Annotated in this window: 24 protein-coding genes; 21 read left to right on the forward strand and 3 right to left on the reverse strand. The window is 57.0% G+C overall.

The window, feature by feature from the left end; genetic code table 11:
* Positions 1 to 127: 127 nt before the first annotated feature.
* A complete protein-coding gene (locus tag I6L35_RS11465) occupies positions 128 to 1465 on the forward strand; it encodes an MATE family efflux transporter (protein WP_216978205.1) in 1338 nt (445 codons plus the stop codon).
* 88 nt (positions 1466 to 1553) lie between these two features.
* On the opposite strand, the gene I6L35_RS11470 is transcribed toward I6L35_RS11465, so the two are convergent.
* Positions 1554 to 2375 carry a peptidoglycan DD-metalloendopeptidase family protein gene (locus tag I6L35_RS11470; protein ID WP_216978206.1) on the reverse strand — a complete coding sequence of 274 codons (822 nt, stop codon included), beginning with the start codon at positions 2373 to 2375 and terminating at the stop codon, positions 1554 to 1556.
* A gap of 302 nt (positions 2376 to 2677) precedes the next feature.
* Between I6L35_RS11470 and I6L35_RS11475 the strand changes: the two genes are divergently transcribed.
* Positions 2678 to 3457: a BPSS1780 family membrane protein gene (locus I6L35_RS11475; protein WP_005362278.1), complete on the forward strand. Its 780-nt coding sequence runs from the start codon at positions 2678 to 2680 to the stop codon at positions 3455 to 3457.
* 66 nt (positions 3458 to 3523) lie between these two features.
* Here I6L35_RS11475 and I6L35_RS11480 read toward each other — a convergent pair whose 3' ends face one another.
* Positions 3524 to 4423: a LysR family transcriptional regulator gene (locus I6L35_RS11480; protein WP_216978207.1), complete on the reverse strand. Its 900-nt coding sequence runs from the start codon at positions 4421 to 4423 to the stop codon at positions 3524 to 3526.
* A 126-nt stretch (positions 4424 to 4549) separates the two neighbouring features.
* On the opposite strand from I6L35_RS11480, the gene I6L35_RS11485 reads away from it, so the two are divergent.
* The 4 genes from I6L35_RS11485 to oxyR all read left to right on the forward strand — a co-directional run bounded on the left by I6L35_RS11485 (position 4550) and on the right by oxyR (position 8982).
* A complete protein-coding gene (locus I6L35_RS11485; protein WP_026035063.1) occupies positions 4550 to 5410 on the forward strand; it encodes a Vmh family MBL fold metallo-hydrolase in 861 nt (286 codons plus the stop codon).
* A gap of 73 nt (positions 5411 to 5483) precedes the next feature.
* Positions 5484 to 6128 carry a DsbA family protein gene (locus I6L35_RS11490; protein ID WP_216953053.1) on the forward strand — a complete coding sequence of 215 codons (645 nt, stop codon included), beginning with the start codon at positions 5484 to 5486 and terminating at the stop codon, positions 6126 to 6128.
* A 171-nt stretch (positions 6129 to 6299) separates the two neighbouring features.
* Positions 6300 to 7940: a methyl-accepting chemotaxis protein gene (locus tag I6L35_RS11495; RefSeq protein WP_216978208.1), complete on the forward strand. Its 1641-nt coding sequence runs from the start codon at positions 6300 to 6302 to the stop codon at positions 7938 to 7940.
* A gap of 142 nt (positions 7941 to 8082) precedes the next feature.
* The gene (oxyR, locus tag I6L35_RS11500; RefSeq protein WP_216978209.1) at positions 8083 to 8982 is read left to right on the forward strand and encodes a DNA-binding transcriptional regulator OxyR; all 900 of its coding nucleotides are present in this window, start codon (positions 8083 to 8085) and stop codon (positions 8980 to 8982) included.
* A 48-nt stretch (positions 8983 to 9030) separates the two neighbouring features.
* On the opposite strand, the gene I6L35_RS11505 is transcribed toward oxyR, so the two are convergent.
* The gene (locus tag I6L35_RS11505; RefSeq protein ID WP_216978210.1) at positions 9031 to 11502 is read right to left on the reverse strand and encodes a penicillin-binding protein 1A; all 2472 of its coding nucleotides are present in this window, start codon (positions 11500 to 11502) and stop codon (positions 9031 to 9033) included.
* A 298-nt stretch (positions 11503 to 11800) separates the two neighbouring features.
* Here I6L35_RS11505 and tapM point away from each other — a divergent pair, with 298 nt between their 5' ends.
* From tapM to I6L35_RS11580, 15 genes are all read left to right on the forward strand, one after another.
* Positions 11801 to 12862 carry a PilM family type IVa pilus assembly protein TapM gene (gene tapM / locus I6L35_RS11510; protein ID WP_302056548.1) on the forward strand — a complete coding sequence of 354 codons (1062 nt, stop codon included), beginning with the start codon at positions 11801 to 11803 and terminating at the stop codon, positions 12860 to 12862.
* The gene (gene tapN, locus I6L35_RS11515; protein ID WP_216978212.1) at positions 12850 to 13428 is read left to right on the forward strand and encodes a PilN family type IV pilus biogenesis protein TapN; all 579 of its coding nucleotides are present in this window, start codon (positions 12850 to 12852) and stop codon (positions 13426 to 13428) included. The genes tapM and tapN overlap by 13 nt, the downstream gene beginning before the upstream one ends.
* A complete protein-coding gene (gene tapO / locus I6L35_RS11520) occupies positions 13425 to 14024 on the forward strand; it encodes a PilO family type IV pilus biogenesis protein TapO (protein WP_005347920.1) in 600 nt (199 codons plus the stop codon). The genes tapN and tapO overlap by 4 nt, the downstream gene beginning before the upstream one ends.
* Positions 14021 to 14554, forward strand: a complete 534-nt coding sequence (locus I6L35_RS11525; protein WP_216978213.1) for a pilus assembly protein PilP — start codon at positions 14021 to 14023, stop codon at positions 14552 to 14554. The genes tapO and I6L35_RS11525 overlap by 4 nt, the downstream gene beginning before the upstream one ends.
* Before the next feature lie 16 nt (positions 14555 to 14570).
* Complete coding sequence (locus I6L35_RS11530; RefSeq protein WP_005347911.1) at positions 14571 to 16787, forward strand: type IV pilus secretin PilQ; 2217 nt, start codon at positions 14571 to 14573, stop codon at positions 16785 to 16787.
* A gap of 191 nt (positions 16788 to 16978) precedes the next feature.
* Positions 16979 to 17497 carry a shikimate kinase AroK gene (gene aroK, locus I6L35_RS11535; RefSeq protein WP_005347909.1) on the forward strand — a complete coding sequence of 173 codons (519 nt, stop codon included), beginning with the start codon at positions 16979 to 16981 and terminating at the stop codon, positions 17495 to 17497.
* Positions 17498 to 17511: 14 nt separating this feature from the next.
* Positions 17512 to 18594: a 3-dehydroquinate synthase gene (gene aroB / locus I6L35_RS11540; protein ID WP_216978214.1), complete on the forward strand. Its 1083-nt coding sequence runs from the start codon at positions 17512 to 17514 to the stop codon at positions 18592 to 18594.
* Positions 18584 to 20164: an SPOR domain-containing protein gene (locus tag I6L35_RS11545; RefSeq protein ID WP_216978215.1), complete on the forward strand. Its 1581-nt coding sequence runs from the start codon at positions 18584 to 18586 to the stop codon at positions 20162 to 20164. Before aroB ends, I6L35_RS11545 begins: the two co-directional genes overlap by 11 nt.
* Positions 20165 to 20234: 70 nt before the next feature.
* Positions 20235 to 21107 carry a Dam family site-specific DNA-(adenine-N6)-methyltransferase gene (locus I6L35_RS11550; protein ID WP_005335008.1) on the forward strand — a complete coding sequence of 291 codons (873 nt, stop codon included), beginning with the start codon at positions 20235 to 20237 and terminating at the stop codon, positions 21105 to 21107.
* Between the two features lie 190 nt (positions 21108 to 21297).
* Entirely contained in the window at positions 21298 to 21972 is a 675-nt protein-coding gene (gene rpe, locus I6L35_RS11555) for a ribulose-phosphate 3-epimerase (RefSeq protein WP_005335006.1), read from the forward strand.
* Positions 21959 to 22627 (forward strand): phosphoglycolate phosphatase, encoded by a 669-nt coding sequence (locus tag I6L35_RS11560; protein ID WP_216978216.1) that lies wholly within the window; start codon positions 21959 to 21961, stop codon positions 22625 to 22627. Before rpe ends, I6L35_RS11560 begins: the two co-directional genes overlap by 14 nt.
* Positions 22628 to 22669: 42 nt before the next feature.
* The gene (trpS, locus tag I6L35_RS11565) at positions 22670 to 23674 is read left to right on the forward strand and encodes a tryptophan--tRNA ligase (protein WP_216978217.1); all 1005 of its coding nucleotides are present in this window, start codon (positions 22670 to 22672) and stop codon (positions 23672 to 23674) included.
* A 117-nt stretch (positions 23675 to 23791) separates the two neighbouring features.
* Positions 23792 to 24007 (forward strand): hypothetical protein, encoded by a 216-nt coding sequence (locus tag I6L35_RS11570; protein ID WP_216978218.1) that lies wholly within the window; start codon positions 23792 to 23794, stop codon positions 24005 to 24007.
* Between the two features lie 21 nt (positions 24008 to 24028).
* Positions 24029 to 24610, forward strand: coding sequence for an aminodeoxychorismate synthase component II (locus I6L35_RS11575; RefSeq protein ID WP_075114953.1), 582 nt, complete (start codon positions 24029 to 24031; stop codon positions 24608 to 24610).
* Between the two features lie 276 nt (positions 24611 to 24886).
* Positions 24887 to 26104 (forward strand): aspartate aminotransferase family protein, encoded by a 1218-nt coding sequence (locus I6L35_RS11580; RefSeq protein ID WP_216978219.1) that lies wholly within the window; start codon positions 24887 to 24889, stop codon positions 26102 to 26104.
* Positions 26105 to 26119 lie beyond the last annotated feature (15 nt).

A 26119-nucleotide genomic window follows, 5' to 3' on the forward strand; every position in this document is an offset into this window, starting at 1 on the left:
TCCTAGCCTAAAGCAGGGCCAGGCGCTGGGTAAAGCAGTCTATATTAATGATTCGTAACACAAATAACAGGAAGTCATGCTGCCGTTTCGCTATTATCCCTAGCGCTTTTTCTGCACTGGGCCACATATGTCAGCCGTTGATCTGGGCACTGCCCCGCTATCTCGCCTTTTCTGGCGTTACGTTACGCCGACTGTGGCCGCCATGCTGGTCACCGGCATCTATGTCACCATAGACGGCATCTTCGTCGGTCATATTCTGGGTCAGGACGGGCTGGCCGGTCTGATGCTCGCTTACCCGATTTGTGCCGTGCTCTATGCGGTCGGCGCCCTGATAGGCATGGGCGCATCGGCCCTGGTCTCCTTTCATCTGGGACGCGGCGAGCAGCAGAAGGCCCGCCATATTGTCGGCAATGCACTGGTGATGGTGCTGCTGGCCGCGGTGCTGCTTGCCTACGTCGGGATCCGTCATGGCGACACCATGCTGGCCTGGATGGGGGCCGAAGGAGAGATTTTTAGCGCCGGTCTGGCCTATCTGCACTGGTATGCCTGGCTCGGCGGTTTTGCCATTCTCTCCATGGCCTTTACCGCCTTGCTGCGCAATGACGGGCGCCCGGGGCTCACTACCTGGATCCTGGTCGGCGGCGGCCTGCTCAATGTGCTGCTTGACTATCTGCTGATGGCTGTTATTCCGTGGGGGCTGGCTGGTGCCGCCATCGCAACCATGCTCTCCCAGGCGGTGACCGGCGGGCTCTGTCTGTGGCACTTCTTTACCCCGCGCAGCAAGCTGCGGATTGGTTGGGATACCCTGATGCCAAACTGGCGGCTGATGGGGGAGACGCTGCGTCTCGGAGTGTCGAGCTTTCTGATGTACCTGTACCTCTCGGTGGTGCTGGCACTACACAACAAGGCACTGCTGGCCGTAGGCACCTCCCTGCATGTGGCTGCCTACGGGGTGATCAGTTATACCGAGGCGTTCTTCTATCTTATCTTTGAGGGGATCGCCATGGGCATTCAGCCTATCGCCAGCTTCAATGCGGGAGCAGGCAACTGGCTGCGGGTGTTGCGGGTACGCAATCTGGCACTGACCGTGACGGTGGCCATCGCGCTGTGCGGTATGGTACCGCTCTACCTCTGGCCGGAGGCGGCTGTTTATCTGTTTGCCGGCGACAACGCGGCTCTCTTGCCGGTGGCGAGCCTCGGGATCTGGCTCTACTTCTGGGGGCTGCCGATGGAGGGCTTGCTGCTGGTGGGGGCCACCTACTTTCAGGCCATCAATCGGGCCCGCATCGCCTCCCTGCTCACCGGCGGCAAGCTGGTGCTGATTGGCGGTTTCTTGTGGGGTTTCTCGACCCTGTGGGGCGTGCCCGGGGTCTGGCTGGCATTGCCAACGTGCAGCTCATTGCTGGTGTTGGTGATGTGGCGGGCGATGCGTCGGGAGTCCGGCGCCCACACGCTGGCCGGATAGGTAATCAGGTTCGACGTGCAGATAGCAGACAGGCAGCCATGGGCTGCCTGTTTTGTTAGAGGATGTTTTGTTAACGGGCTCTGCCGATTCAGGGCTTGAAGGCACCGATAAAGATGGCGGGATCGACCCGGGTGTCGTTGAGGCTGACGTTCCAGTGCATATGGGGGCCGGTAGCGCGGCCGGTCGAACCGACTCGCCCGACGATGCCGCCACGCGGCAGGCTCTGGCCGAGCTTCACATCGATCTTCGACATGTGGCAGAACATGCTGATGAGCCCCTGACCGTGGTCGACAAAGACGGTATTGCCATTGAAGAAGTAGTTGCCGATCAGGATCACCTTGCCGGCGGCGGGGGACTTGATCGGGGTGCCGGCGTCCACGGCGAAGTCGAGGCCGGAGTGGGGATTGCGCTCCTCGCCATTGAAGAAACGACGCAGGCCAAACGGGCTGGAGAGGGGGCCGTTGACCGGCTTGTCGAACAGCAGGTTGCTCGGCTGGTTGGGGCTGAAGGTCTGGTAAGCCCGGGTCTGCTCCGCCAGCTCTCGGTTGATGCGGGTCATATCCTCGGCGAGCGGATTGACCTGACGGCTGTTCTTGAGCTTGATGTGCTGCTCGCGGTAGTGCTTGGGGGTCACGGTGAAGCCGAGAGTACGGCCATCACCTGTGGTCAGTTGCTGGGCGCCGGGCGTGCTTTTCAGAGAGATGCCGACGATGGCGATCCACTGGTTGTCTTCGCGCACTACCAGCACGGGCTTGTCGTGATAGCGGGCCGTGGGGGCAGTGGGTGACGCGCCAAGAGGGATCACCGCAACGCCACCTGGTACCGGATGGTTGAGCAGGCGACTGATAAAACCCTCGGCCAAGGCCGACTGGCTGGCCAGTAACAACAACAGACAACACACAACTCTCATGACGATACCACTCGATGTTAAAGCGCCCGGGATGGCGGGATGACAACCCCCTGTCCGGCATTCGTCGATCACTAAAGGGTGATCACGGCACGCTGGCCACGACAGGCGCGGCTGGGGAAGGGGGCAGATTGTGCCTCGTTATGGTCGGGGCAGCCAGAGGCGGGGCGTGGCTGACGCCCCTTTTGTGCATAGCTGCGTCAGGTTTTATGTCGTGGTCGGGCCGCTTCGCCATTGAGTCGCCCCCGCCCTAGCTCTAGAATCGGCTTCCGGCACTGATGCCACCGACACTCCGAGGAGACGATATGAACGGATTACCCCCTTTGCGCACCACTCCGGCCCGGTACACGACAGGTCGTGGCTGGCTCTGGGTTCGCAGCGGGTTCGATATCTTCAACAAGGGTATGGGGATCAGCGTGGCCATGGTGTTGGTCTGGTTTATGGTGGGCATGCTGCTGGAGCAACTGCCGGCGGGTGGCCTTATCTCCCAGCTGCTCTACATGGTGTGGGGCGCGGGTTGGGTGGCGGTCGCCGCTCGGGGTTATCGGGGGGAGCCGCTGCAGTTTGCCGATCTCTTCGCCGGTTTTCGCCACAAGCTGACCCCGCTGATGCTAGGCGGTCTGCTGGTGTTGCTGCTGTTCAGCCTGGTGGGCCTCGTCTGTCTCGGTCTGCTCTCCATGTGGGGGCTGCTCCCGCTGCTGACGCAGGATCCCGAGAGCATGGTGGTCTCAGCCAGCCAGTTGCAACAACTGCTGCTGGTATTGCTGGTGGGTATGCTGCTTATCATTCCCGTGCTGATGGGGGTCACCTTTGCTCCGGCGCTGATCTACCACCACGATATCGGCATCATCCAGGCGGTACGGCTGAGCTTCTTCGGCTGCTGGCGCAATATGTGGCCCTTCTTCTGGTGGGGACTGCTCTCAGCCATGTTGTTGCTGTTTGGCGCTGTGCTGTTACTGGTAGGTCTGCTGGTGGTGATCCCGGCGCTCAACTACTCCATCTATGTGGCTTATCGGGATATTTTCCTCGACGAGAGTGCGCAGCCGGAAGCGCCGCACTCAGAACCATTCGGATTTGAAGCCTGATCAAGGGATCAGAGTGAAGAAGGGGCCCGCAGCGGCCCCTTCGTTATGTTTGGGTGTGCGGAGTGCTTACTCCTGCCAGATGGGATCCGCCGCCATGCGGGCCAGCAGAAAATCGAGGAAGCTGCGCAGCAGTGGCGACATCTGCTTGCGGGTGGCATACACCCCGTAGACCCCGAGGCGCTTGGGTTGCCAGTCGGTCAGCAGGGGCACCAGTTCCCCACGCTCCAGATAGGGTTGTGCCGAGTAGCGGGGTTGCAGGCTGATCCCGGCACCTTCAAGCGTTGCTTCCAGAAGCAGGTTGGAGATATTGGCGCTCAGGTTACCGCTGACCGGCACTGACTCGGGACCGTCCGGTCCATTGAACTCCCACAGGCTCTTGCCAAAGTAGGTGTAGGTGAGGCAGTTGTGCAGCGCCAAATCCTGCACCTTGTGTGGCATTGGATGACGGGCCAGATAGGCCGGGCTGGCACAGACTACCGAGTGGCAGGTGCCGAGACGACGCGCCACCAGATTGGGGTCGAGGTCGTTGGTGATGCGCACCGCCAGATCGATCCGCTCCTCCACCAGATTGATGGTTCTGTCGAGCAGCAGAATGTCGATGGCCGTCCCCGGGTATTGCGCCAGATAGTCGTTAGCAGCCCCGACCAGCAAGGCTTCCGACAGGGAGTAGCTGCTGGTGATCCGCAGTTGTCCCTTGGGGGCGTCATCCCCCTTCACGGCGATCTGCTCCATCTCTTCGCCGAGCGCCAGCATGGCGCGGGCCCGGTTCAGCGCTTCCTCTCCCGGTCCGGTCAGACTCAGACGACGGGTGGTGCGGTGCAGCAGGCGGGCGCCCATCCAGCTCTCCAGCTCGGCCAGATAGCGCGACACCATGGCGCGCGACATATCCAGTTTCTCTCCGGCGCCGCTCAGGCTCCCCTGTTCGACTACGCTGACAAAGACCTGCAATGCGGTCAGTCGATCCATGTATGGCTCTCTATATGTTCGATATGTGCAACAGTGATGCGCTTTTTATGCTGTATTTGCACCTTAAGTGATCCAATACACTGTGTCCATCAAATGAACCCCCGAATACTTAATGAGGAATAGATGATGAACAACACCCTGATCCGCAACTTGACTCTGGCGACCACCCTGTTGAGTGGCGCCGCACTGGCCGCCCCCCTGAGCGTGACCGTCTACAACCCTGGCGAGAAGGCGATCTTCCCGGTCTCCTCCTCACTGGTGACCGGTGACAAAGAGGCCATCCTGATCGATGCCCAGTTCGACGTGCAAAATGGTCAGGCGCTGGTCGACATGATCAAGAAGAGCGGCAAGAAGCTGACCACTGTCTATATCAGTGCCGGTGACCCCGACTTCTACTTCGGTCTGGAGCCGGTCATGGCGGCGTTCCCGGATGTCAAAGTGCTGGCCGACCAGCATGTGGTTGACCATATCAACAAGACCAAGGATGCCAAGCTGAGCTACTGGAGCCCGATCCTCGGCAAGGGTGCACCGAAGAGCCTGACCGTGCCGCAAGTGATGACCGCCAGCCACCTGACGCTGGATGGCGAGAAGATTGAAATCAAAGAGATGAATACCCCGAATGCCTACCTCTGGGCCCCTTCCATCAAGACTGCTTTTGGTGGTGTGCCGGTCTACCACGGGGTGCATGTCTGGATGGCCGACAGCCAGACCAAAGCGGCTCGCAGCAACTGGGTCAAGGCGCTGGATAACCTGCTGGCCCTGAAACCCGAGCGTGTGGTACCGGGCCACTTCCTGGGCACTGCTCCCAAAGGCACTGCTGCTGTGACCTTTACCCGTGACTATGTAGAGCGTTTCGAACAGGAGCTGGCCAAGGCGAAAAACTCCGGTGAGCTGATTGAGGCTCTGAAGAAAGCCTATCCGGCACTGCCGGTTGACGATGGTCTGGCCATCGGTGCCAAGGTCAATACCGGCGAGATGAAGTGGTAAGCCACTGAGCCTGCTTTCCCTGTGTTTTTACCGGGCCTAAGGGCCCGGTTTTTTATCCGAGATTGAAGTGAGAATGAAGATGAGCGAACAACAAACCACCCTCCATTATGTCTATGACCCGCTCTGTGGCTGGTGCTACGGTGCCGCCCCCCTGTTGCAGGCGGCAGCCACCATTGCTGGGCTCAAGATCGAGCTGCATGCGGGCGGTCTCTGGCTGGGTAGTCGCCGTCAGCCTATGGGCGAGGCATTGCGTGATTATGTGCGCCCCCATGATCAGCGGATCGAGGCGCTGACCGGCCAGCATTTTGGCGAGCGCTACTTTAACGAACTGCTGCTGCGCGAAGGGTGTCTGCTGGACTCCGAGCCGCCGATCCGTGCGGTTTTGGCCGTCACGGCCTTGGGGGGGGATGGGTTGGCCATGTTGCACCGGATCCAGCAATCCCACTATCGGGACGGGATCTGGATTGGTGAGCCGGCATTTCTCGCCACGCTGGCGGCAGAGCAGGGGGTCAGTGAAGACGCGTTCCAGCAAGCCTATCTGCAGGCCCCATTGCTGCAACATCTGGCAGATAGCCAGGGCTGGATGAAACGGCTGGGTGGTCAGGGTTATCCCACCCTTGGGCTGATGCACAAGGGGCGGGTCACGCCTGTACGGGTTGCCGATTTTCTGGGGGAGCCGGATGCTCTGAGCACGCATCTGCTGGCTCTAATGACATGATGGCTGTTATTTGAACACGAGACCGCTTCAGGAAAGGTGTCCAGGGCCGATAGGCAAACAATCACAGAAACGGTATGAAATCCTTCTACTTTCTGGGTGCAGGCTATGCTCTATATGACCATTCCCGGTGGATGTTGCGGGAGTGAAGACTCATTTCAAGGAAGCCCTTATATGTTCAAAAACATGTCCATCGGCCAGAAACTGAGTGCCGGATTTGCCATCCTGGCCTTGTTGGTACTGGGCTTGGCCTGGTTTTCAATCAGCCAGCTGGCAAAGCTCTATGGTGATACCGAAACCATCACGGGTAATTTACTGCCTTCTACTCGTCTGGCGAGCCAGATGCATGTTGCCGTGCTGGATGCGCGTCGTTCAGAGTTGGCCCAGGTCATCGGTGGCCTGAACAAGGATGAGCAAGAGGTAAGCGATCGCACCCTGACCTTCAATAAGGCCAAGCAGGAATTTGAGCAAGCAGCCCAAAAATATGGTGCTTTACCTTTCACTACTGGTGAAGAGAAGCAGGTTTATGAGCAGGTGGTTGCGGCGGGGGCCAAGTATTTTTCGGTACATGACCAGCTGTTAAATGCCTTTGCTGCTGGCGATCTGGATAAAGTCAGAAGTCTGCGCAAAAACGAGACTCGTGCCGCATTGGAAGAGGTTGGTGCCAAGTCTTATCGTTTGCGGGAGATCAATAACGAGATTGCCGATGAGATGGTGAAAGACATTGCGGCCATGTATAGCAATGCCAGAACCATGAGCATTATTGTCAGCCTGGTGACGCTGGCTTTTGTGGTGGTGATTGCCTGGCTGTTGACCGCCCAGATCCGCAATCCGGTGATGGCCCTGCTGGAGCAGACCCGCCGTGTCTCCTCCGGTGATCTTACCTCCCGCATCGATATGCAACAGTTCAACAATGATGAACTGGGGACTCTTGCCAAAGGGTTTGGCGAGATGCAGACCAATTTGCGTACCCTGGTCAGTGAAGTCTCGGGCTCAGTGGTGCAACTGAGTTCGGCCACCGAAGAGATGAGCTCGGTAGCAAGGCAGTCAGCGGCCAACATGAGTGCCCAGCAGCATGAACTTAATCAGCTGGCAACCGCGATGAACGAGATGCAGGCTACGGTTCAGGAGGTTTCTCGCAACACTAGCGATGCCGCCAGTGCCGCCACCTCGGCCAGCGAAACCGCAGAGATTGGGGCCAAGACTGTTAATGACTCTATTTTGCGCATCGAGCGGGTAGCGGGGGCCATCGAGAGCACTGCAGTGGTGATCCGCCAACTGGGCGATGATAGCCGCAATATCGGCATGGTGCTGGAGGTGATCCGCGGCATTGCCGAACAGACCAATCTGCTGGCATTGAACGCGGCGATTGAAGCGGCCCGGGCCGGTGAGCAGGGACGGGGTTTTGCGGTGGTGGCTGATGAGGTGCGTACTCTGGCCAAACGAACCCAGGACTCCACCTCCCAGATCAATACCATCATTGCCGAGTTGCAGCAGCGTGCCGAACAGGCGGGCAGTACCATGCAACAGAGTCAGGAGCTGATGAACACCACGGTAGCTACCGCTCGGGAAGCGGGCGAGTCCATTTCCCAGATCAGTGGCTCGGTCAGCAGCATCTCCCACATGAACATCCAGATTGCGACAGCCACCGAAGAGCAGGGGGCGGTGAGTGAGGAGCTCAACCGCAACGTGGTCAATATCAGCCACGCCTCCGAAGAGGTGGCCGCCGGTGCCACCCAGATGGCTCAAGCTTGCAATGAGTTGAACCATCTGGCCAGCCAGTTGCAGGATATGGTGCGCCGTTTCAGGGTGTAATCCCTTGTCGAGTCAAACAGCCCGATTGCCGCGAGGTGATCGGGCTGTGTTATTTCCGAGGGCCAGAGCGAGCCGATGACTTGTTCCGCCGGGTGATATTGTGCATGCTGATGGCCCATTTTCCAGGCAGGACTCTTGCTGTATGAATCTTCGCGATCTCGAATATCTGGTGGCGCTGGATGAGGAAAAACATTTTCGCAAAGCCGCTGAACGCTGCTTTGTCAGTCAACCCACCCTGAGCGGCCAGCTGCGCAAGCTGGAGGATGAACTCGGGGTCATTTTGATCGAACGTACCTCGCGCAAGGTGCTGTTTACCCCGGCTGGCGATGCCATGGCCCATCAGGCTCGTCGGGTGCTCAAGGAGGTGCGCGAGCTCAAGAGCATCGGTCAGCACTTCTCCGAGCCGATGTCCGGGGAGATCCATATCGGTTTTATTCCGACCGTGGGCCCCTACCTGTTGCCCCGCATTATCCAGACCCTGCGTGAGCATTTTCCCCAGCTGGAGTTCTATCTCTATGAGGAGCAGACCCAAACCCTGCTCAAACGGCTGGAAGAGGGGGAGCTGGATTGCGTCATTCTGGCCGAGATGCCGGGGATGGAGGGGTTTGGTTCAATCCAGCTCTACCACGAGCCGATGTGGTTGGCTGTGCCTTGCCATCACCCCGAAGCACAGGCCAGACAGGTGCCACTCGGCAATCTCAAGGGCAAGAAATTGCTGATGCTGGCCGATGGCCACTGTTTGCGGGAGCAGGCGATGGGATTCTGTTTCGCCGGCGGGATAGGTGAGGATCAACGCTTCAAGGGGACCAGTCTCGAGACCCTGCGCAACATGGTAGCTGCCGGTAGCGGCATGACTCTGGTACCAAAGCTGGCCGTACCTGCCGATCATGATGAGGGAGGAGTCAGTTATCGACCCGTGGTCGACCCGGTGCCAGGGCGGACTATCTCGCTGCTCTATCGCCACTACTCGGTGCGTCGCCCTTGTTTCAACGAGTTGGCGGCCACGATCGCTACATTGATGCGCAAGCAGTTGGCCCAATAAAAAACCGGCAGCCAAGGCTGCCGGTTCTGCTTCTGCCGCAAGAGCGACCTAGAAGATATCGTCGGTAGAGACAGGCCCTTCCATATCGGGGTTGTCGCCGCCGTAGACCTGATTGCCGTCCGAGCTGGGCGCAGCGTAACGGGTCGGCTCAGTACCTTCCTTGAAGTATTCGTCGGTGCCACCACTGGTCGCCAGCAGGCCTGTTTCGCTGTCAATCTTCACCGTCATGATCCCCTCGGGAACCGGCATCTTGTGCTCCGGTAGCTTTTTGAGAGCGACTTTCATGAAGTCGATCCAGATAGGCTGTGCGGCGCCACCACCAAATTCGGCACGACCAAGGCCACGTTGGTGGTTGTCAAAACCGATCCAGGAAGTAGCGACTATGTCCGGGGTGTAGCCGGAGAACCAGGCATCCCGCGATTCGTTGGTGGTACCGGTTTTACCGGAGATGTCGTGACGCTTCAGGTCGCGGGCTGCACGCCAGCCGGTACCACGCCAGCCGTTGCCACCCCAGATGGCTGTGCTCAGGGTGTCGGTGATCAGGAATGCGCTCTGGGCACTTATGGTATGCGGGGCTATGAGCGGTGCGAGAGGAGTCTGAGAGCCATCTTGTGCTGTACCATCAACAGTTGGCTGTGACTGTGTGCTCTGTTCGGACGCCGTCTGCTGTTCGCAATTGCTGCAGGCGATGGCGGGATTGGCCTGATAGAGGGTGTTCTCCAGGCTGTCGGTCACTTTGTCGATGAAATATGGTGTCACCAGGAAGCCACCGTTGGCCAGTACCGAGTAACCACGTACCACCTCGAGGGGGGTGAATTCGGCAGCGCCCAGTGCCAGCGACTCATGGGGAGAGATGAAGTCGCGAGGGAAGCCAAAGCGGGTCAGACCCTCTATATAGGTATCCAGACCGATGGCGCGCATCAGTCGAACCGACATCACGTTCTTGGACTTGGCCAGACCCAGACGCAGCGGGGTGGGACCATCATAAACGGCCGGGGAGTTCTTGGGCTGCCACATGGGCCCTTTTGACGGATCCCACTGGTTGATCGGCGCATCGTTGATGAGCGACGCCAAGGTATAGCCGTGCTCCAGCGCGGTCGCATAAAGGAAAGGCTTGATATTGGAACCAATCTGGCGACGAGCTTGATCGACCCGGTTGAATTTGGAGAGCTCAAAGCTGAACCCCCCGACCAGTGCTTCCAGTGCCCCATTTTTCGGGTTCATGGCAACCAGCGCGGCGTTGACGTCCGGGATTTGGGACAGCAGCAACTCTTCGCCCTCTTCCCGCACCCAGATCTGGGCGCCGACTTTCAGTACATCGCGCGCCGATTTCGGGGCATAGCTCTGACGGTCGTCGGTAATAAAGGAGCGGGCCCATTTAATGCCGTTCCAGCCGAGCTCTGCTTCCTTGCCATTTTTCAGTACCAGCGTTGCGCTCCGGTCACCGAGCTTGGTAACTACGGCCGCCATCAGCGGATCATAAGTGGGCTGCTTGCCAAGGTGGGCCACGATCTGCTCGTAATCCCAGGCTGACTCACCAGCCTTCCACAACTGAGCCGTCGGGCCACGATAGCCGTGACGCATATCGTAGGCAAAGACGCCATCCAGCAGCGCCTGTCTGGCCGCCCGCTGGCGTTCGGCAGAGACGGTAGTATAGACGTGCAGGCCCATGGTGTAGGCATCTTCACCGAACTGCTCGACCATCTTCTGGCGAACCATTTCCCCCAGATAGGGGGCGTGCAGGGTCACTTCGGCGCCGTGAAAACGGGCCTTGATCGGCATTTTGGAGGCTTCGTCAAATTGGGCCTGGGTGATCTTGCCGGTCTCCAGCATCCGGCCCAGCACAACGTTGCGGCGAGCAAAGGCGCGTTCGGGGGAGCGGATGGGGTTGAGCATGGAGGGGGCTTTGGGCAGACCGGCAATGATGGCGATCTCGTCCAGCCCCAGATCCTTGACCTCTTTACCAAAATAAACCTGAGCCGCAGCACCGATCCCGAAGGAGCGATAACCGAGAGGAATCTTGTTGAGGTACAGTTCGAGGATCTCGTCTTTTGAGAGATTCTGCTCGATCCGCCAGGCCAGGAAGACCTCCTTGATCTTGCGGATGATGGTTTTCTCATTGCTCAGGAAGAAGTTGCGGGCAACCTGCTGGGTAATGGTGCTGGCACCCTGACGGGCATGACCTGATACGGCCCAGACGGAGGCGGCGCGAATGATGCCGATGGGGTCAATGCCGGGGTGCTCGTAGAAGCGGGCATCTTCGGTTGCCAGTACGGCATCGATCATTGGTTGGGGGATTTCATCCAGGCGCAACGGAATGCGACGGATTTCGCCATATTGGGCGATCAACTCCCCATCTCGGCTGTAGACCCTCATCGGGGTTGCCAGTTTGACATCACGCAGTGCGGTGACATCGGGCAGTTGGGGTTTGATATAGAAGTAGATACCGATGAGGCTGGCAACACCCAGCACAGCACCCAGCATCATGACAATAAACAGGCGAACGAGCCATTTCAGCATGGAAGAACTACCAATCGTCTTAAATTTAGCCAACGGGCGCAGAGTATAGCCCTTTTGCCATCTGGAATTCGAGGTTTTCCTGTGGCAAGTCACCCATCGACAGGATGCGAGAGGTTAGCACTACAGTGAGCAATAACCAAGGTGCCTCCCTTTATCTCAAGAAAGCGAGGTGGGTCACTTTTCGGTATAAACTTTATGACATTGATAGTTAGAGCATTTAGGATGGGTCAAGCTCTCATATGATAGAGTGTCCTACACTCAATTCAGGTATAAAACCCAATAACGCATGGATGTGTATATGTTTGGGCTATTTAATAAGGGATCCCTCCTCCCCCTGGCGGGCATTGATTTCGGTAGCCAGACCATCAAGGCCGTTACGCTCAGTGGCCGTCCCGGCAAGCTGCATATTGAATCTGTAGCCGAGGTTGTCACCCCGAAAGGAACACTGGTTGACTACCAGCTGCAGGATATCGAGCGGGTCAGCCCATCTTTGAAAAACCTCAAGCGTCTTATCTCTGGCCATAGCGATTATGCAGCGACTGCAGTGACTGGTTCCAACGTGATCACCAAGGTAATTCAGATTGATGCCCGTCTCGGTGACAAGGAGTTGGAGAGCCAGGTGCAGCTGGAGGCCGAGCAGATCATTCCCTTCCCCCTTGATGAAGTCAGTCTCGATTTTGAGGTGCTGGGCACCAATGCCAGTGAAGATCGTCAGGATGTTCTGCTGAGTGCCGCTCGAACAGAGAGTGTCAATGGTCGTGTCAGTGCCCTCGCTGAGGCAGGCATTGCCGTCAAGGTAGTAGATGTGGGGGCACATGCACTTGGACGAGCCGTAGTGGCCTGTTTGCCCGAGTTGCAGGAGAGTGAGCGACCGATCGGAGTGATCGACATTGGTGCCAGTGCCATGACTTTCGCCGCCTTGGTTAAGGGGGAGGTGATCTACTCTCGATTGCAGAATTTCGGCGGTGATCAATATAGCCAGGCCATCTCATCCTTTTATGGCATGACCCTTGACGAGGCTGAACAAGCCAAGACCAAAGGTACTTTACCTGTTGACCATGAGCTGGACGTGCTGATGCCACATATCAACTCGCTGTTGCAACAGGTGCGGCGCAATATCCAGCTGTTTTGTAGCTCGTCAGGTTATCGCGATATAGCCAAACTGGTGCTGACGGGGGGAGGCAGCTTGCTGCCTGGCTTGTTGGTACAGGTAAAAGAGGAAGCCAACTGCGAGGTGTTTCATCCGGATTTGTTCACCCTGTTTGGAAGGCCGAAAGGGAGCGCAGACCTGGTACATGGAGCTAAATATATGACGGCATTCGGGTTGGCTCTGAGGAGTTTTACACCATGTCAAATATAAACCTTCTCCCTTGGCGCGAGGCCCGGGCTCAGCGTCAAAAGAAACAGTTCGGAGCCCTGCTTGGGCTTTTCGTGTTGGTCACTGTCGCACTGAGTCTCTTTGCCAACTGGCTGGTCGAGCGCCAGATTACCGCCCAGCAGCAGCGCAATCAGCGGTTGGTTCAGGAGATGACCATCCTCGATGCGCAATTAGGTGAGATTCGTTTGCTCAAGGAGCGTCGCAAAGAGCTGATCGATAGGATGCAGCTTATCGAACATCTGCAGATGCGGAGGAATGTGCCTGTTCGCCTCTTTAACCAGCTCCCCTCTCTGGTACCCAATGGGGTTTATCTTAATACCCTCTCATTGCAAAACGACATTATCGATGTCAATGGCAAGACAGAAGCTTATGGCCGAGTGGCCAGCATGATGCGTCGAATCGATGGCTCCGGTTGGTTGGGGCAGTCAAAAATCAGCACAATTTTTGCATCGGAGGTCGCACCGGTATCGTTGAGCCAATTCTCGATGATGTTCCTGATTGCCAGTAACGCCGCGGCTGCCGGGGATATGGCCAAGGAGAGCAAATGAATCTTCAGCAACTCAACGAGCTTGATCTGAATGACATCGCGAGCTGGCCAAAATGGGCTAAAGCGGTCTTTATCCTGCTGTGCTGTGTATTGACTGGTGGTGCTATTTATTACTATGTGATAGCTAATTCATTGGGCAATCTGACTAACGAGAGTGCCAGAGAGACAGAGCTGAAAAGTCAGTTTGAAAGCAAGGCGATGCTGGCAGCCAACCTGGGAGCCTACAAGGCACAAATGATCCAGCTCGAGCAGTTGGTCGATACTCAGCTTAAACAACTCCCAAATACCCATGAGGTTGCCGGCTTGCTTGACGATATCAGCTTTATTGCCACCGATAATGGCTTGAAACTGAATCGCATCAACTGGGAACCAGAAGTCAAGCACGAATTTTCTACCGAACTGCCTATGAGGATCGAGGTAGTGGGTGATTATCATCAGATAGGCAAATTTACAGCAGATATGGCGGCCTTGCCTCGTATCGTTATTCTCGACTCCTTTACCTTGAGTCAGAGCAAGGATCCAGGAGACCTGATTTCTATGTCGATGCTTGCCAAAACATATAAGTACAATGGTAAAACAGTGGAGCAGAAACAATGAGACGCATCTGCTGCTTGTTACCTGCTCTCTTGCTGACGGCCTGTGGTGGTCAGGAGGAGATGGATTCCTATATTGCCCAAATCAAGGCAAGACCTCCTGTGCCGATTGAACCGTTACCCCAGTTGAAGCCGTTTTCCCCCATGCACTATCAACAACGTGACCTGCGTAGCCCTTTCATGATGCCTCAACCAGAAGCAAGTGTCGGACGAGCGAATGCCTCCCAAGTGAAACCTGATTGCGCGCAGGTTATGATGGACAGAGAAAAAGAGGTGCTGGAAAACTACTCCCTCGCCAGCTTGTCAATGCATGGCTCTTTGGGCAAGGCCGGGCAGTTGTGGGCCCTGATCAGCACACCCGATGGAAAATCCATACGGGTCGGGCTCAACCAGTATATGGGGCTCGATCAGGGGCGAGTCATCAAGATTACTCCTACGGCTGTGGATTTGCTGGAAACCATTCCGGATGGAAAGGGGTGCTGGGTAACAAGAGAAACCCAGTTGGCGATGGCCAATATGCAAGAAAAACAATAATCAGGGACGAACAGCAATGAGAACAACCATAGACAGTCTAACAAAAGTGGCTTTGCTGTTTTGCGCCAGTGCCTTCAGCCAGGCTTGGGCAGTGGCAACCTTGCAAGAGATAAAAGTTAATCCATTGTTGGCAGATCAGTTGCAATTGGAGCTCAGCTTCAGCGAGCCTGTGAGTGGCTTTACCGATCGCCTCTCTTATCAACCTAATCAGCTTCTGCTGCATGTGCCTGGAGCCGTGGGGGCGCTCAAGGTAAATCCGCTGCCTATTCAGCGTCAGGGGGTAGACAATATTAAGGTGGAAGGGAAGGGGGCTGGCCTTGACATCAAAATTGCGCTCGATCAGCTGGCTCCCTATCAGGTTCAGCAGCAGGGTAACAAGTTGCTGGTTTCCCTGGGGGATGGGACCTCATCTGCCCTGAATAATGGTGATAGTGCTCTGATTGCTCCTGCTGTAACAGCGTCCTCTGCAATGCTGGCCACACCAGCACCCTCGGCACTACTCAATTCTCAGGTAGTTGCCAAGTCACTACCTGTTACACCTGTCAGCTCCCCTGTTGCTACTCCTACCGCCAGTAAACCATTGCTCAGCAACTATCAGAACGGTGGGAGTGGAGCCTATTTCAACTCGGTGACTGGGGTGGATTTTCGTCGTGGCAAGGATGGCCAGGGGGAGTTTCTGGTCACGCTGGATAACAGCTCGGCTGCCGTCGATGTGAGCAGCCGCGGCCAGACCGTACTAGCCAAGTTTCATGGCACTAGGGTGCCCGATGGTTTGCTTAATCTGATCAACGTGCAGGATTTTGCAACGCCGGTCTCTCAGGTTGAGGTGTCTCGACAAGGCAGTGACACTCTATTTGAACTGTCGGTTAATGGTCAATTTGATTACCGTTACGATCAGGCCGATAAACTTTTCATTATCGAGGTGAAAAAACGTCAGGCGGCATCGGCGTCCTCAAGGCAGTACCAAGGAAAGCCTATCTCATTGAACTTCCAGGATATTCCAGTCCGTACTGTGCTGCAGCTTATCGCAGATTTCAACAACCTCAATCTGGTGACCACCGACTCTGTAGCCGGCAATCTGACATTACGACTGGATGGTGTGCCCTGGGAGCAGGCGCTTGACATCATTTTGAAAGTACGTGGTCTGGATAAGCGGCTTGATAACAACATCCTGCTGGTTGCTCCGGCTGAAGAGATTGCGGCACGGGAGAAACAGCAGTTAGAGAGCCGTAATCAGGTGGCCGATTTGGCCCAGTTATATACCGAATACTTGCAGATTAACTATGCAAAAGCATCCGAAGTAGCTGCTCTGCTCTCATCCGAGAGTACCAAGTTGCTGTCGCCACGTGGCGCGGTGAGTGTGGATGAGCGCACCAACGTGTTGGTGGTCAAAGATACGGCTGAAGTGATCAGCAGCATCAAGCGGATGCTCGATATTCTGGATATTCCGGTCAAGCAGGTCGTCATTGAAGCACGCATGGTGACCATCGACGACGGTTTTGATGAGGCGCTTGGCGTGCGTTGGGGGGTGACCAAGAATGATGGACATGGTAATAGCACGTCCGGCTCTATTGAGGGGAATGATGGCTCAGGTAATAACAACGGCGGTTCGGCTATCAATCCCCGGCCATCAGCTGACGATCGGTTGAACGTCAACCTGCCGGTGACCAATGCTGCCGGTACTTTGGCATTCCAGGTTGCCCGTCTGGCTGATGGCACCTTGCTGGATCTCGAGTTGTCGGCGCTGGAAAAAGAGAGCAAGGCCGAGATTATCGCCAGTCCGAGGGTGACCACGGCTAATCAGAAACCGGCATTGATTGAACAGGGTACCGAGATCCCCTATGTGGAGTCCTCTTCCAGTGGTGCAACCTCGGTCACCTTCAAGAAGGCAGTGCTGAGCCTGAAGGTTACACCGCAGATCACCCCTGACAATCGTGTGATTCTCGACCTGACCGTCACCCAGGATACCAAGGGCGAAACCGTACCGACCGGTACCGGTGATGCGGTTTCCATCAATGCTCAGTCCATCACGACACAGGTGCTGGTGAACAATGGTGAGACTCTGGTACTCGGCGGCATCTATCAGCAGACTATCAAAAGTGATGTGACCAAGGTGCCTTTGCTGGGCGATATACCCGGATTGGGGGCCCTGTTTCGCAAGACCACCAGCGAGAACAAAAAGCGGGAATTGCTGATTTTCGTGACCCCCAAGATAGTCACCGACGCCTTCTGAAGGCTTTACATGTGAAGGTAAAACACATATAACCTTACGCCCCAATGAGGTTGGGGCGTAAGGGCTGCGGTTGCCAGTCCCGATATCTATTGAGATAATCCCCCTCCTGATCCATCGCAAGATAAGGTTCATAGGTACCCCGATCCAGTATTCATCGGGGTCGTACAGTTTGTAATTACTAACGAAAAAACATGGCTGAGAAACGCAATATTTTCCTGATAGGTCCCATGGGTGCGGGCAAGAGCACCATAGGTAGACATCTGGCAGAACAACTGCATATGGAGTTTTTCGACTCAGATCATGAGATTGAGCGCCGCAGTGGTGCCGATATCGGCTGGGTGTTTGATGTTGAAGGCGAAGAGGGTTTCCGTATTCGCGAAGAGAAGGTGATCAGCGAATTGTCTGAGCAGCAGGGTATCGTGCTGGCAACCGGTGGTGGTGCCATCAAGAGCCGGGAAACCCGCAACAAGTTGTCTGCTCGTGGCATCGTGGTCTACCTCGAAACCACCATTGAAAAGCAGTTGGCGCGCACACAGCGAGACAAACGCCGTCCTCTGCTACAGACCGAAGAGCCGCCGCGTGAGGTGCTTGAGCGTTTGGCACAAGAGCGCAACGCCCTTTATGAAGAAGTGGCTGACTTTGTTATCCAGACAGATGATCAAAGCGCAAAGATCGTTGCCAATCAGATTGTGAAGCTGATCGGTATGTAATCAAGAGGACGTCCATGGAACGGTTGAAGGTTGAACTGGGTGAGCGCAGCTATGCTATCGAGATAGCTGCCGGGTTGTTGCAGCGCCCCGAGGCGCTGGGATCGACCATCAAAGGCAGGCGGGTGATGATAGTGACCAACACGGTCGTTGCCCCGCTCTATCTTGAACGGGTAATGGCACTGCTGTCCGGTTTTCAGGTTGAATCCCTGATCCTGCCTGACGGTGAGGCATACAAGAACCTGGCGACCATTGAGCGGATCATGTCTGCTCTGCTTGAAACCAACCATGGGCGTGATACCACCCTCATCGCTCTGGGGGGCGGTGTGATCGGGGATGTGGTGGGCTTTGCGGCAGCAAGCTATCAACGTGGCATTCCTTTTATCCAGATCCCGACCACCCTGCTCTCCCAGGTTGACTCCTCTGTCGGCGGTAAAACCGCTGTCAACCACCCCCTCGGCAAGAACATGATTGGGGCTTTTTATCAGCCCAAACAAGTTGTTATCGATACCGAATGTCTGAGTACCTTGCCAGCCCGCGAATTTGCCGCGGGGATGGCCGAGGTGATCAAGTACGGCATCATTTGGGATGCTGATTTCTTCAGCTGGCTGGAGCAGAACATGGTGCGTCTGCAACAGCTGGAATCTGCCGCGCTGGTCTACGCCATCAAACGTTGCTGCGAGATCAAAGCCGATGTGGTCGGTCAGGATGAGACCGAGCACGGCATCCGTGCGCTGCTCAATCTGGGTCACACCTTTGGTCATGCTATCGAGGCCGAGCAGGGGTATGGCAACTGGCTGCACGGTGAAGCAGTATCCGCCGGCACCATGCTGGCAGCCTGGACTGCGCAGGCCCGTGGCGATATGAGCGAAGAGGACGTCGCGCGAGTGCGCGCCCTGCTGCTGGCCGCCAATCTGCCCATTCATGCGCCTGCCGAGATGGATTTCGCCGCCTTTATTCGCCATATGCGCCGTGACAAGAAGGTGCTGGAAGGCAAGCTGCGTCTGGTGTTGCCGGTTGGCATCGGCCATGCGCAGGTGGTGGGGGATGTGTCCGATGCCGAGTTGCTGGCGGTGATCGAGTCTGGTCGTGACGAATAAACTGCTAAAACTTCCTTCCCAGCGGCAGCTGGTTGACCGGCTGCTGCATCTGATTGAATTCAATCACCCTTTCATTTTTCTATCCGGTAAACCCGGTTGTGGTCGCGGTACGCTGTGCGAATCCCTGCTCGGCGTGTTACCGGAAAAAGTGCGGGTGGTAAGCCTGATCGGTACGCCTGCCATGAAGATGGTGGATGTGCGCCAGCTGTTGCTACCACAGGTGGTGGCGCGCCCGCTCTTCAATCCACAGGATGCGCTGGCGGAGAGCTTCTTTCGCATGCTGGAGGGGAGCAAGCCAGCCACCCTGTTGCTGCTGATAGAGCGGGCCGACCAGTTGCCGGCCGAATTGCTGGGAGAGTTGTGGGCGATCATCCGTCATAACGATACTCTGGCGGCGCCCCATCAGCTGGCCATTATCGTCTCGGGCAGTGACGTCTGGTGTCGTACCCAACGGCCGCAGCTCAAAGGGCGTGCCATGCCAGCCCTTGAGCTGGAAGTGCCGCCCCTGAGCCCGCCCGAGCAGCGCATCTTCTTGTATGAGAAAGCCAAAGAGCTCAAGATCCCGGCGACCCTCTTGCCCAAGCCGCAAGTGGAGGAGATCCTGAAAACGGCGAATGGACATCCGTCCACCATCATGCAGTTACTGGAGGATATCATGACCGACAGAAGGCCCAAGAAGCGTCAGGCGGAGTTGCCTGTCAAGAAGATTGCCACCGCTATCGCGCTGGTCGCTGGCGGCCTGCTGGCTTTGAGCTACCTGCTACCTGCGCTGTTTGACAATGAAAGCAAACCGGCGCTGCAGGATCCGGCGCAGAACACGGCATTGCCGATCCCGGTAGCGGGAGGCGATCCCCTCACCGCAGGCGGTTCGAATACCGATACCGCTGCACAAGGCGCGCAAAACCGCGATGCAGCCAGTAATCCCAATGGGGTTGTGAAGGATTGGCAGCCTGAGGCGAAAGTGCTGCCCAAATCGGTGGAGAGCGAAACCGTTACCACCGAATCAACCAATTACGAAGGGCGTCGGGTGGTGATCTCCGACGAGGTCGTGCAAAAGCTGATGACCGAACCCAAGGTGAGCGGCGCTCTGCCTACTGACGTGGTGGACGAGCTGACCGGCAAGAACCCGAGTGGCACAGCCCCCAGTGGTGCAATCGCAACCACGGCGCCAGCCAGTACCGCCAAAGCACAGAATCCGGCGACAACCGCAACGCCTGCTGCTACCTCCAAAACCGCCAGCAATGAGCCGGTTGCCGCGCCAGCACCCAAAGTGGCCCTGACACCGGTCGCCACCTTGAACAAGAAGCCGCGCAACCACTACAGCGTTCAGCTGATGGGGGCGAGCAACACCAAGGCGGTGGATCAATTTGTCGCCGAGCATGGTCTGGCGGGTAAGGTATGGGTCTATCAAACCAAATTCCGTGGCAGCCCCTGGTACGTGGTGCTGCAAGGGGATTATGCCGGTCTGACCCAGGCCAAGAGTGCCATTCGCAAGCTTCCGCCAGCCTTGCTGAAAGGCCAGCCCTGGCCCAAGTCGTTTGCACAGGTACAAAAAGAGCTGAAGCAATAGCCTTGATACCGGATAAGGGGGTAGAATCGTCCCCCTTTTTGGGTCTTGCCTTCTTACACACCGGATTTCCATGAAAAAAACACGCGCTTTTTTAAAATGGGCCGGGGGAAAATACTCCCTGGTTGAAGAGATTGCCGAGCGCCTGCCGGCCGGGCGTGTGTTGCTGGAGCCCTTCGTCGGGGCCGGGTCAGTGTTTCTCAACACCGACTACGACGCGTATGTGCTCAACGACATCAATCCGGATCTGATCTGCCTGTACAACCACCTCAAGCTGACGCCGGACAGTTTCATTGCCGAGGCGCGCAAGCTGTTTGTGGCAGAGCACAACCACAAGGCGGCCTATTACCGGCTGCGTACCCAGTTCAATCAGACCGAGACCACCTTCGAGCGGGCACTCTTGTTCCTGTTTCTCAACCGTCACGGTTTCAATGGATTGTGCCGCTACAACAAGAAGGGCGGCTTCAACGTGCCGTTCGGTTCCTACAAGAAACCCTATTTCCCGGAAAAAGAGCTGTGGGCCTTTGCCGAAAAGGCGCAGAAGGCGACCTTTATCTGCGAGAGCTACGCCGATGCCATCAAGCGAGCCGAAGAGGATTGGGTTATCTATTGTGATCCACCCTATGCGCCGCTCTCCACTACGGCGAGCTTCACCACCTATGCCTCCGGCGGGTTTACCCTGGATGATCAGGCGATCCTGGCGCGACTGGCCCGCCACACAGCCGCTCACAAAGGGGTGCCGGTGCTGATCAGCAACCACGATATCGAGCTGACTCGTGAGCTTTATCGCGGTGCCCGCCTCGACGAAATCCTGGTCAAGCGCACCATCAGTCGCAACGGCGGCACCCGCAACAAGGTGGCCGAATTGTTGGCGCTCTATCCGCCCGGAATCGAACCGGAGCAGGGCTACTATCCCAGCGACAGTGAACTGCTGCCACTGACGTAACAGACCATGCGGCGCCCCAGGGGCGCCGTTTTTTATGGGCGAGTCCGCGCCCGTGCCGATGTCCTATAACCCGGGTTGCTGGGGGAGGGTAGGTGATTGCCCCATTTACCCCGCATTCGAGTCGTTTTCGCCCGCCTTTTACGTTAAAATTGCGCCGCTTTTTCTCCCTGGCTGCCAATGGATGATGCTGATGAAAGACTTTCTGATTGCCCCCTCGATCCTCTCTGCCGATTTTGCCCGTCTGGGTGACGATGTAGCCAAGGTACTGGCTGCCGGTGCCGACGTGGTTCACTTCGACGTGATGGACAACCACTATGTCCCCAACCTGACCATTGGCCCCATGGTCTGTCAGGCGCTGCGTGACTACGGTATCGAGGCCCCCATCGACGTGCACCTGATGGTCAAGCCGGTGGATCGCATCATTCCTGATTTTGCCAAGGCCGGTGCTTCCCTCATTACCTTCCATCCGGAAGCGTCCGATCACGTTGATCGCTCTTTGGGCCTCATCAAGGAGATGGGCTGCCAGGCGGGTCTGGTGCTCAATCCTGCTACCTCGCTCTCCTGCCTCGAGTATGTGATGGACAAGCTGGACGTGATCCTGCTGATGTCGGTCAACCCGGGCTTCGGTGGCCAGAGCTTCATCCCCGGCACCCTCGACAAGCTGCGTCAGGTGCGTCGTCTGATCGACGAGAGCGGCCGCGATATCCGTCTCGAGATCGATGGCGGGGTGAAGGTCGACAACATTCGCGAGATCGCCGAAGCGGGCGCCGACATGTTTGTCGCCGGCTCGGCCATTTTCAGCCAGCCTGACTACAAGGCGGTGATCGACAAGATGCGTGCGGAGCTGGCTCATGTCACACGCTGAGCGCGCATTTGATTTGGTGCTGTTCGATCTGGACGGCACCCTGATCGACAGCGCCGCCCAGTTGGCGCTGGCGGTCAATCTGACTCTGGCTGATCTGGGTTTGGAACAAGCTGATGAAGCGGTGATCCGTACCTGGGTTGGCAACGGCGCCGACAAGCTGATCCAGCGGGCGATCGCCTATCGCGAGGCCGACCCCGAGCTGTTTGCCAAGGCCCGTCCGATCTTTTTCCAGCACTACAACGCCTGCCTGCTGCAAGGGCTGGCGATGTATGAAGGGGTGGTGCAGAGTCTGCGTCGCCTGCAAAGCCTGGGCTACAAGCAGGCAATCGTCACCAACAAGCCGAGCGATTTCGTGGCACCCATCCTCGATGCCCTTGGCATCAGCGATTGTTTCGAACTTTGGCTTGGCGGCAACTGCGTGCCAGTCAAGAAGCCGAGCCCGGAGCCATTGCTGCACGCTTGCCAGGAGTTGGGGGTGAGCCCGGCTCGCACTCTAATGGTGGGCGACTCCGAAAATGATGTGCTGGCGGCCAAGGCGGCCGGCATGAAGGTTGTGGGCCTGACCTACGGTTACAACTATGGTCGCCCCATTGCCGACTCCCGGCCTGACTGGGTGTTCGAACACTTTTCCCAGCTCGATGCGCTGCTGAGCTAAGCGCGTCGCCGGACTGGCTGAATTACAAGGATTACTACTCTTATGACCAAACCAATCGTATTGAGCGGGGCGCAGCCCTCCGGTCAGCTGACCATCGGCAACTACATGGGCGCGTTGCGTCAGTGGGTCAATATGCAGGATGAGTACGACTGCCTCTACTGCATCGTCGACCTGCATGCCATTACCACCCGCCAAGATCCGGTTGCCCTGCGCAAGGCCTGCCTCGATGCTGCTGCCCTCTATCTGGCGGTCGGTATCGATCCCAAGAAGAGCACCGTTTTCATCCAGTCTCACGTGCCGCAGCATGCCGAGTTGGGCTGGATCCTCAACTGCTACACCCAGATGGGTGAGCTGTCGCGCATGACCCAGTTCAAGGACAAGTCCGCCCGTTTCGAGAACAACGTCAACGTCGGCCTGTTCGGTTATCCGGTGCTGATGGCCGCCGATATCCTGCTCTATCAGGCCAATCAGGTGCCGGTCGGCAACGACCAGAAGCAGCATCTCGAGCTGACCCGCGATATCTGCACCCGCTTCAACAACCTCTATGGTGACGTGTTCACCATGCCGGAGCCCTTCATTCCGACCGAAGGGGCGCGGGTGATGAGCCTGCAGGATCCGACCAAGAAGATGTCCAAGTCGGATGACAACGAGGCCAACTTCATCGGCTTGCTGGAAGATCCCAAGCAGATCGTCAAGAAGATCAAGCGTGCGGTAACCGACTCCGACGAGCCTGCGGTGGTGCGTTTCGATCCGGAAAACAAACCGGGCGTCTCCAACCTGCTGACCCTGATGTCCGGGGTGACGGGTCGCTCCATCCCGGAGCTGGAGCAGCACTTCGAAGGCAAGATGTATGGTCACCTCAAGACCGAGACCGCCGAAGCCGTGGTTGCGCTGCTGGAACCGATCCAGGCTCGTTTCCACGAGTTGCGTCAGGATGAGGCCCATCTGATCGCGATTCTTGCCGAAGGGGCACAAAAGGCGCGTGAAAGAGCTGAAAAAACCCTGACCAGCGTATATGATGTAGTCGGCTTCGTTCCTCGAGCCTGACATACTGGGAAGGTGTAGTAGAAGAGAGCTGGGTATTTGCCTGGCTTTCTTTATTTTCCCACGTTGTATTTTGTTTAATTCTTTATTTCAACCCGGGTTATATCCCCAAGAGTACGCATGTCTGTTCAACCAAATATTTCGATTGAAGAGCTGAGTGACAAAGGTCACTGGCTACGTAAATTTCGCAAGGCGAAAAACCTCAATACCCTGCAGTTGATGGTCTCCAATGCCATCGACAAGCACCATAAAACCCCTGCCGTTGCTGCCGCCATCTATCTGGCCGAGTGTCAGCGTGAACGGGAAATGGAACAGGGTCGTTATCTCGATCGTTAATTCTCCGCTGTTGGTTATCTAATGCTGTTGTTGATCGATAACTACGACTCTTTTACCTGGAACCTGGTGCAATATTTCGGCGCCCTGGGACAAGAGGTTGTGGTCAAGCGCAATGATGAACTGACGCTCGATGCCATAGCGCAGCTCTCCCCCCGTTTTCTGGTGATCTCTCCCGGTCCCTGTACGCCCAATGAGGCGGGGATCTCTCTCGATGCCATCAGCCACTTCGCTGGCAAGCTGCCCATTCTCGGCGTCTGTCTCGGTCATCAGTCGCTGGCGCAGGCCTTCGGCGCCCGCGTAGTGCGTGCCCGTCAGGTAATGCACGGCAAAACCTCGCTCATCCGCCATCGCAATGAGGGGGTGTTCAAGGGGCTCAACAACCCGCTGCGGGTGACTCGTTACCACTCGCTGGTGGTGGAGCGCGACACGCTGCCCGATTGCTTCGACATCACCGCCTGGAGCGAGCATGCCGATGGCTCGTTTGACGAGATCATGGGGCTGCGCCACAAGACGCTCCCTGTCGAGGGTGTTCAGTTCCATCCGGAGAGTATTTTGAGCGAGCAGGGCCATCAGTTGCTGGCCAACTTTCTGGCGCGTTCATAAAAAGTTGTGATCGCCTTCTCAAGTTCGAGAGAAGGCAAAAAAAATTTCCCTGACACTTTATTCACCCCCTCTCCTGCCCAAATTATCTCTTGCCAAGCCCCCCTGAGTCGTTATGCAATGCGGTTGCCTAAAATCTCAAGAGCAATCGAACATTGTTCCTTATAGGCCGTCTTGTTACAGACTTTTTACTTTATTTCTGTGATAATCCCGTCACGTTTACACGGATTTAACTTTTGGGCGGTGGATTATTCTGTCGCCGAATCGAAGGAGAGCTATATGTCAGAGTTGTTGGCAGTGACACGTGAAGTGTTTGATGAAGTGATGGTTCCCAACTATGCGCCCGCCAAGATCATCCCGGTGCGTGGTGAAGGGTCACGTGTCTGGGATCAGGAAGGGCGCGAGTATGTCGACTTCGCCGGTGGCATCGCCGTCAACGGTTTGGGTCACTGTCATCCCAAGCTGGTCGAGGCCCTGAAAACCCAGGGCGAGAAGCTGTGGCACCTCTCCAACGTCATGACCAACGAGCCGGCCCTGCGTCTGGCCAAGAAGCTGGTTGCCGCCACCTTCGCCGACAAGGTCTACTTCTGCAACTCAGGCGCCGAAGCGAATGAAGCTGCCCTCAAGCTGGCTCGCCGCTACGCCATCGAGAAGTTTGGCGAGCAGAAGACCCAGATCATCGCCTTCAATCAGGGTTTCCACGGCCGAACCTTCTTTACCGTCAGCGTCGGTGGCCAGGCTGCCTACTCCGATGGCTTCGGTCCCAAGCCCGGTGACATTACCCATGTTCCCTACAACGATCTGGCCTCGCTGGCTGACGTGATCTCCGACAACACCTGTGCCGTGGTGATGGAGCCGCTGCAGGGGGAGGGTGGCATCATTCGTCCAACCGACGAGTTTGCCAAAGGGGTGCGCGAGCTGTGCGACAAGCACAATGCCCTGCTCATCTATGACGAAGTGCAGTCCGGTGTCGGTCGTACCGGCGAGCTCTACGCCTACATGGGGCTTGGCGTCACGCCGGACATCCTCACCAGCGCCAAGGCACTGGGTGGCGGTTTCCCCATCGGCGCCATGCTGACTACCAGCGAAATCGCCTCTTACCTGAAAGTGGGCACTCACGGCTCTACTTACGGTGGCAACCCGCTGGCCTGTGCGGTGGCGGAAGCAGTGATCGATGTGATCAACACCCCGGAGGTGTTGGCGGGTATCAAGCAACGCGAGCAGCTGTTCCGTGATGGGCTTGAAGCCATCAATGCCAAGTACCACTGCTTTAGCGAAATCCGCGGCAAGGGGCTGCTGCTGGGCGCCGCTCTGAGCGAAGAGTACAAGGGGCGCTCGCGCGACTTCCTGTTGGCCTCCATCGATCAGGGGCTGATGGCGCTGGTTGCCGGCACCAACGTGGTTCGTTTTGCTCCTTCGCTGGTGATCCCGGAAGCGGACATCAAGGAGGGGTTGGCCCGCTTCGAGAAAGCGGTCGCCCAGGTGGTTAACGCCTGATCCAAATTGAGGTGG

It is taken from the genome of Aeromonas sp. FDAARGOS 1405 (assembly GCF_019048265.1).
Lineage (GTDB): Bacteria > Pseudomonadota > Gammaproteobacteria > Enterobacterales > Aeromonadaceae > Aeromonas > Aeromonas veronii_A.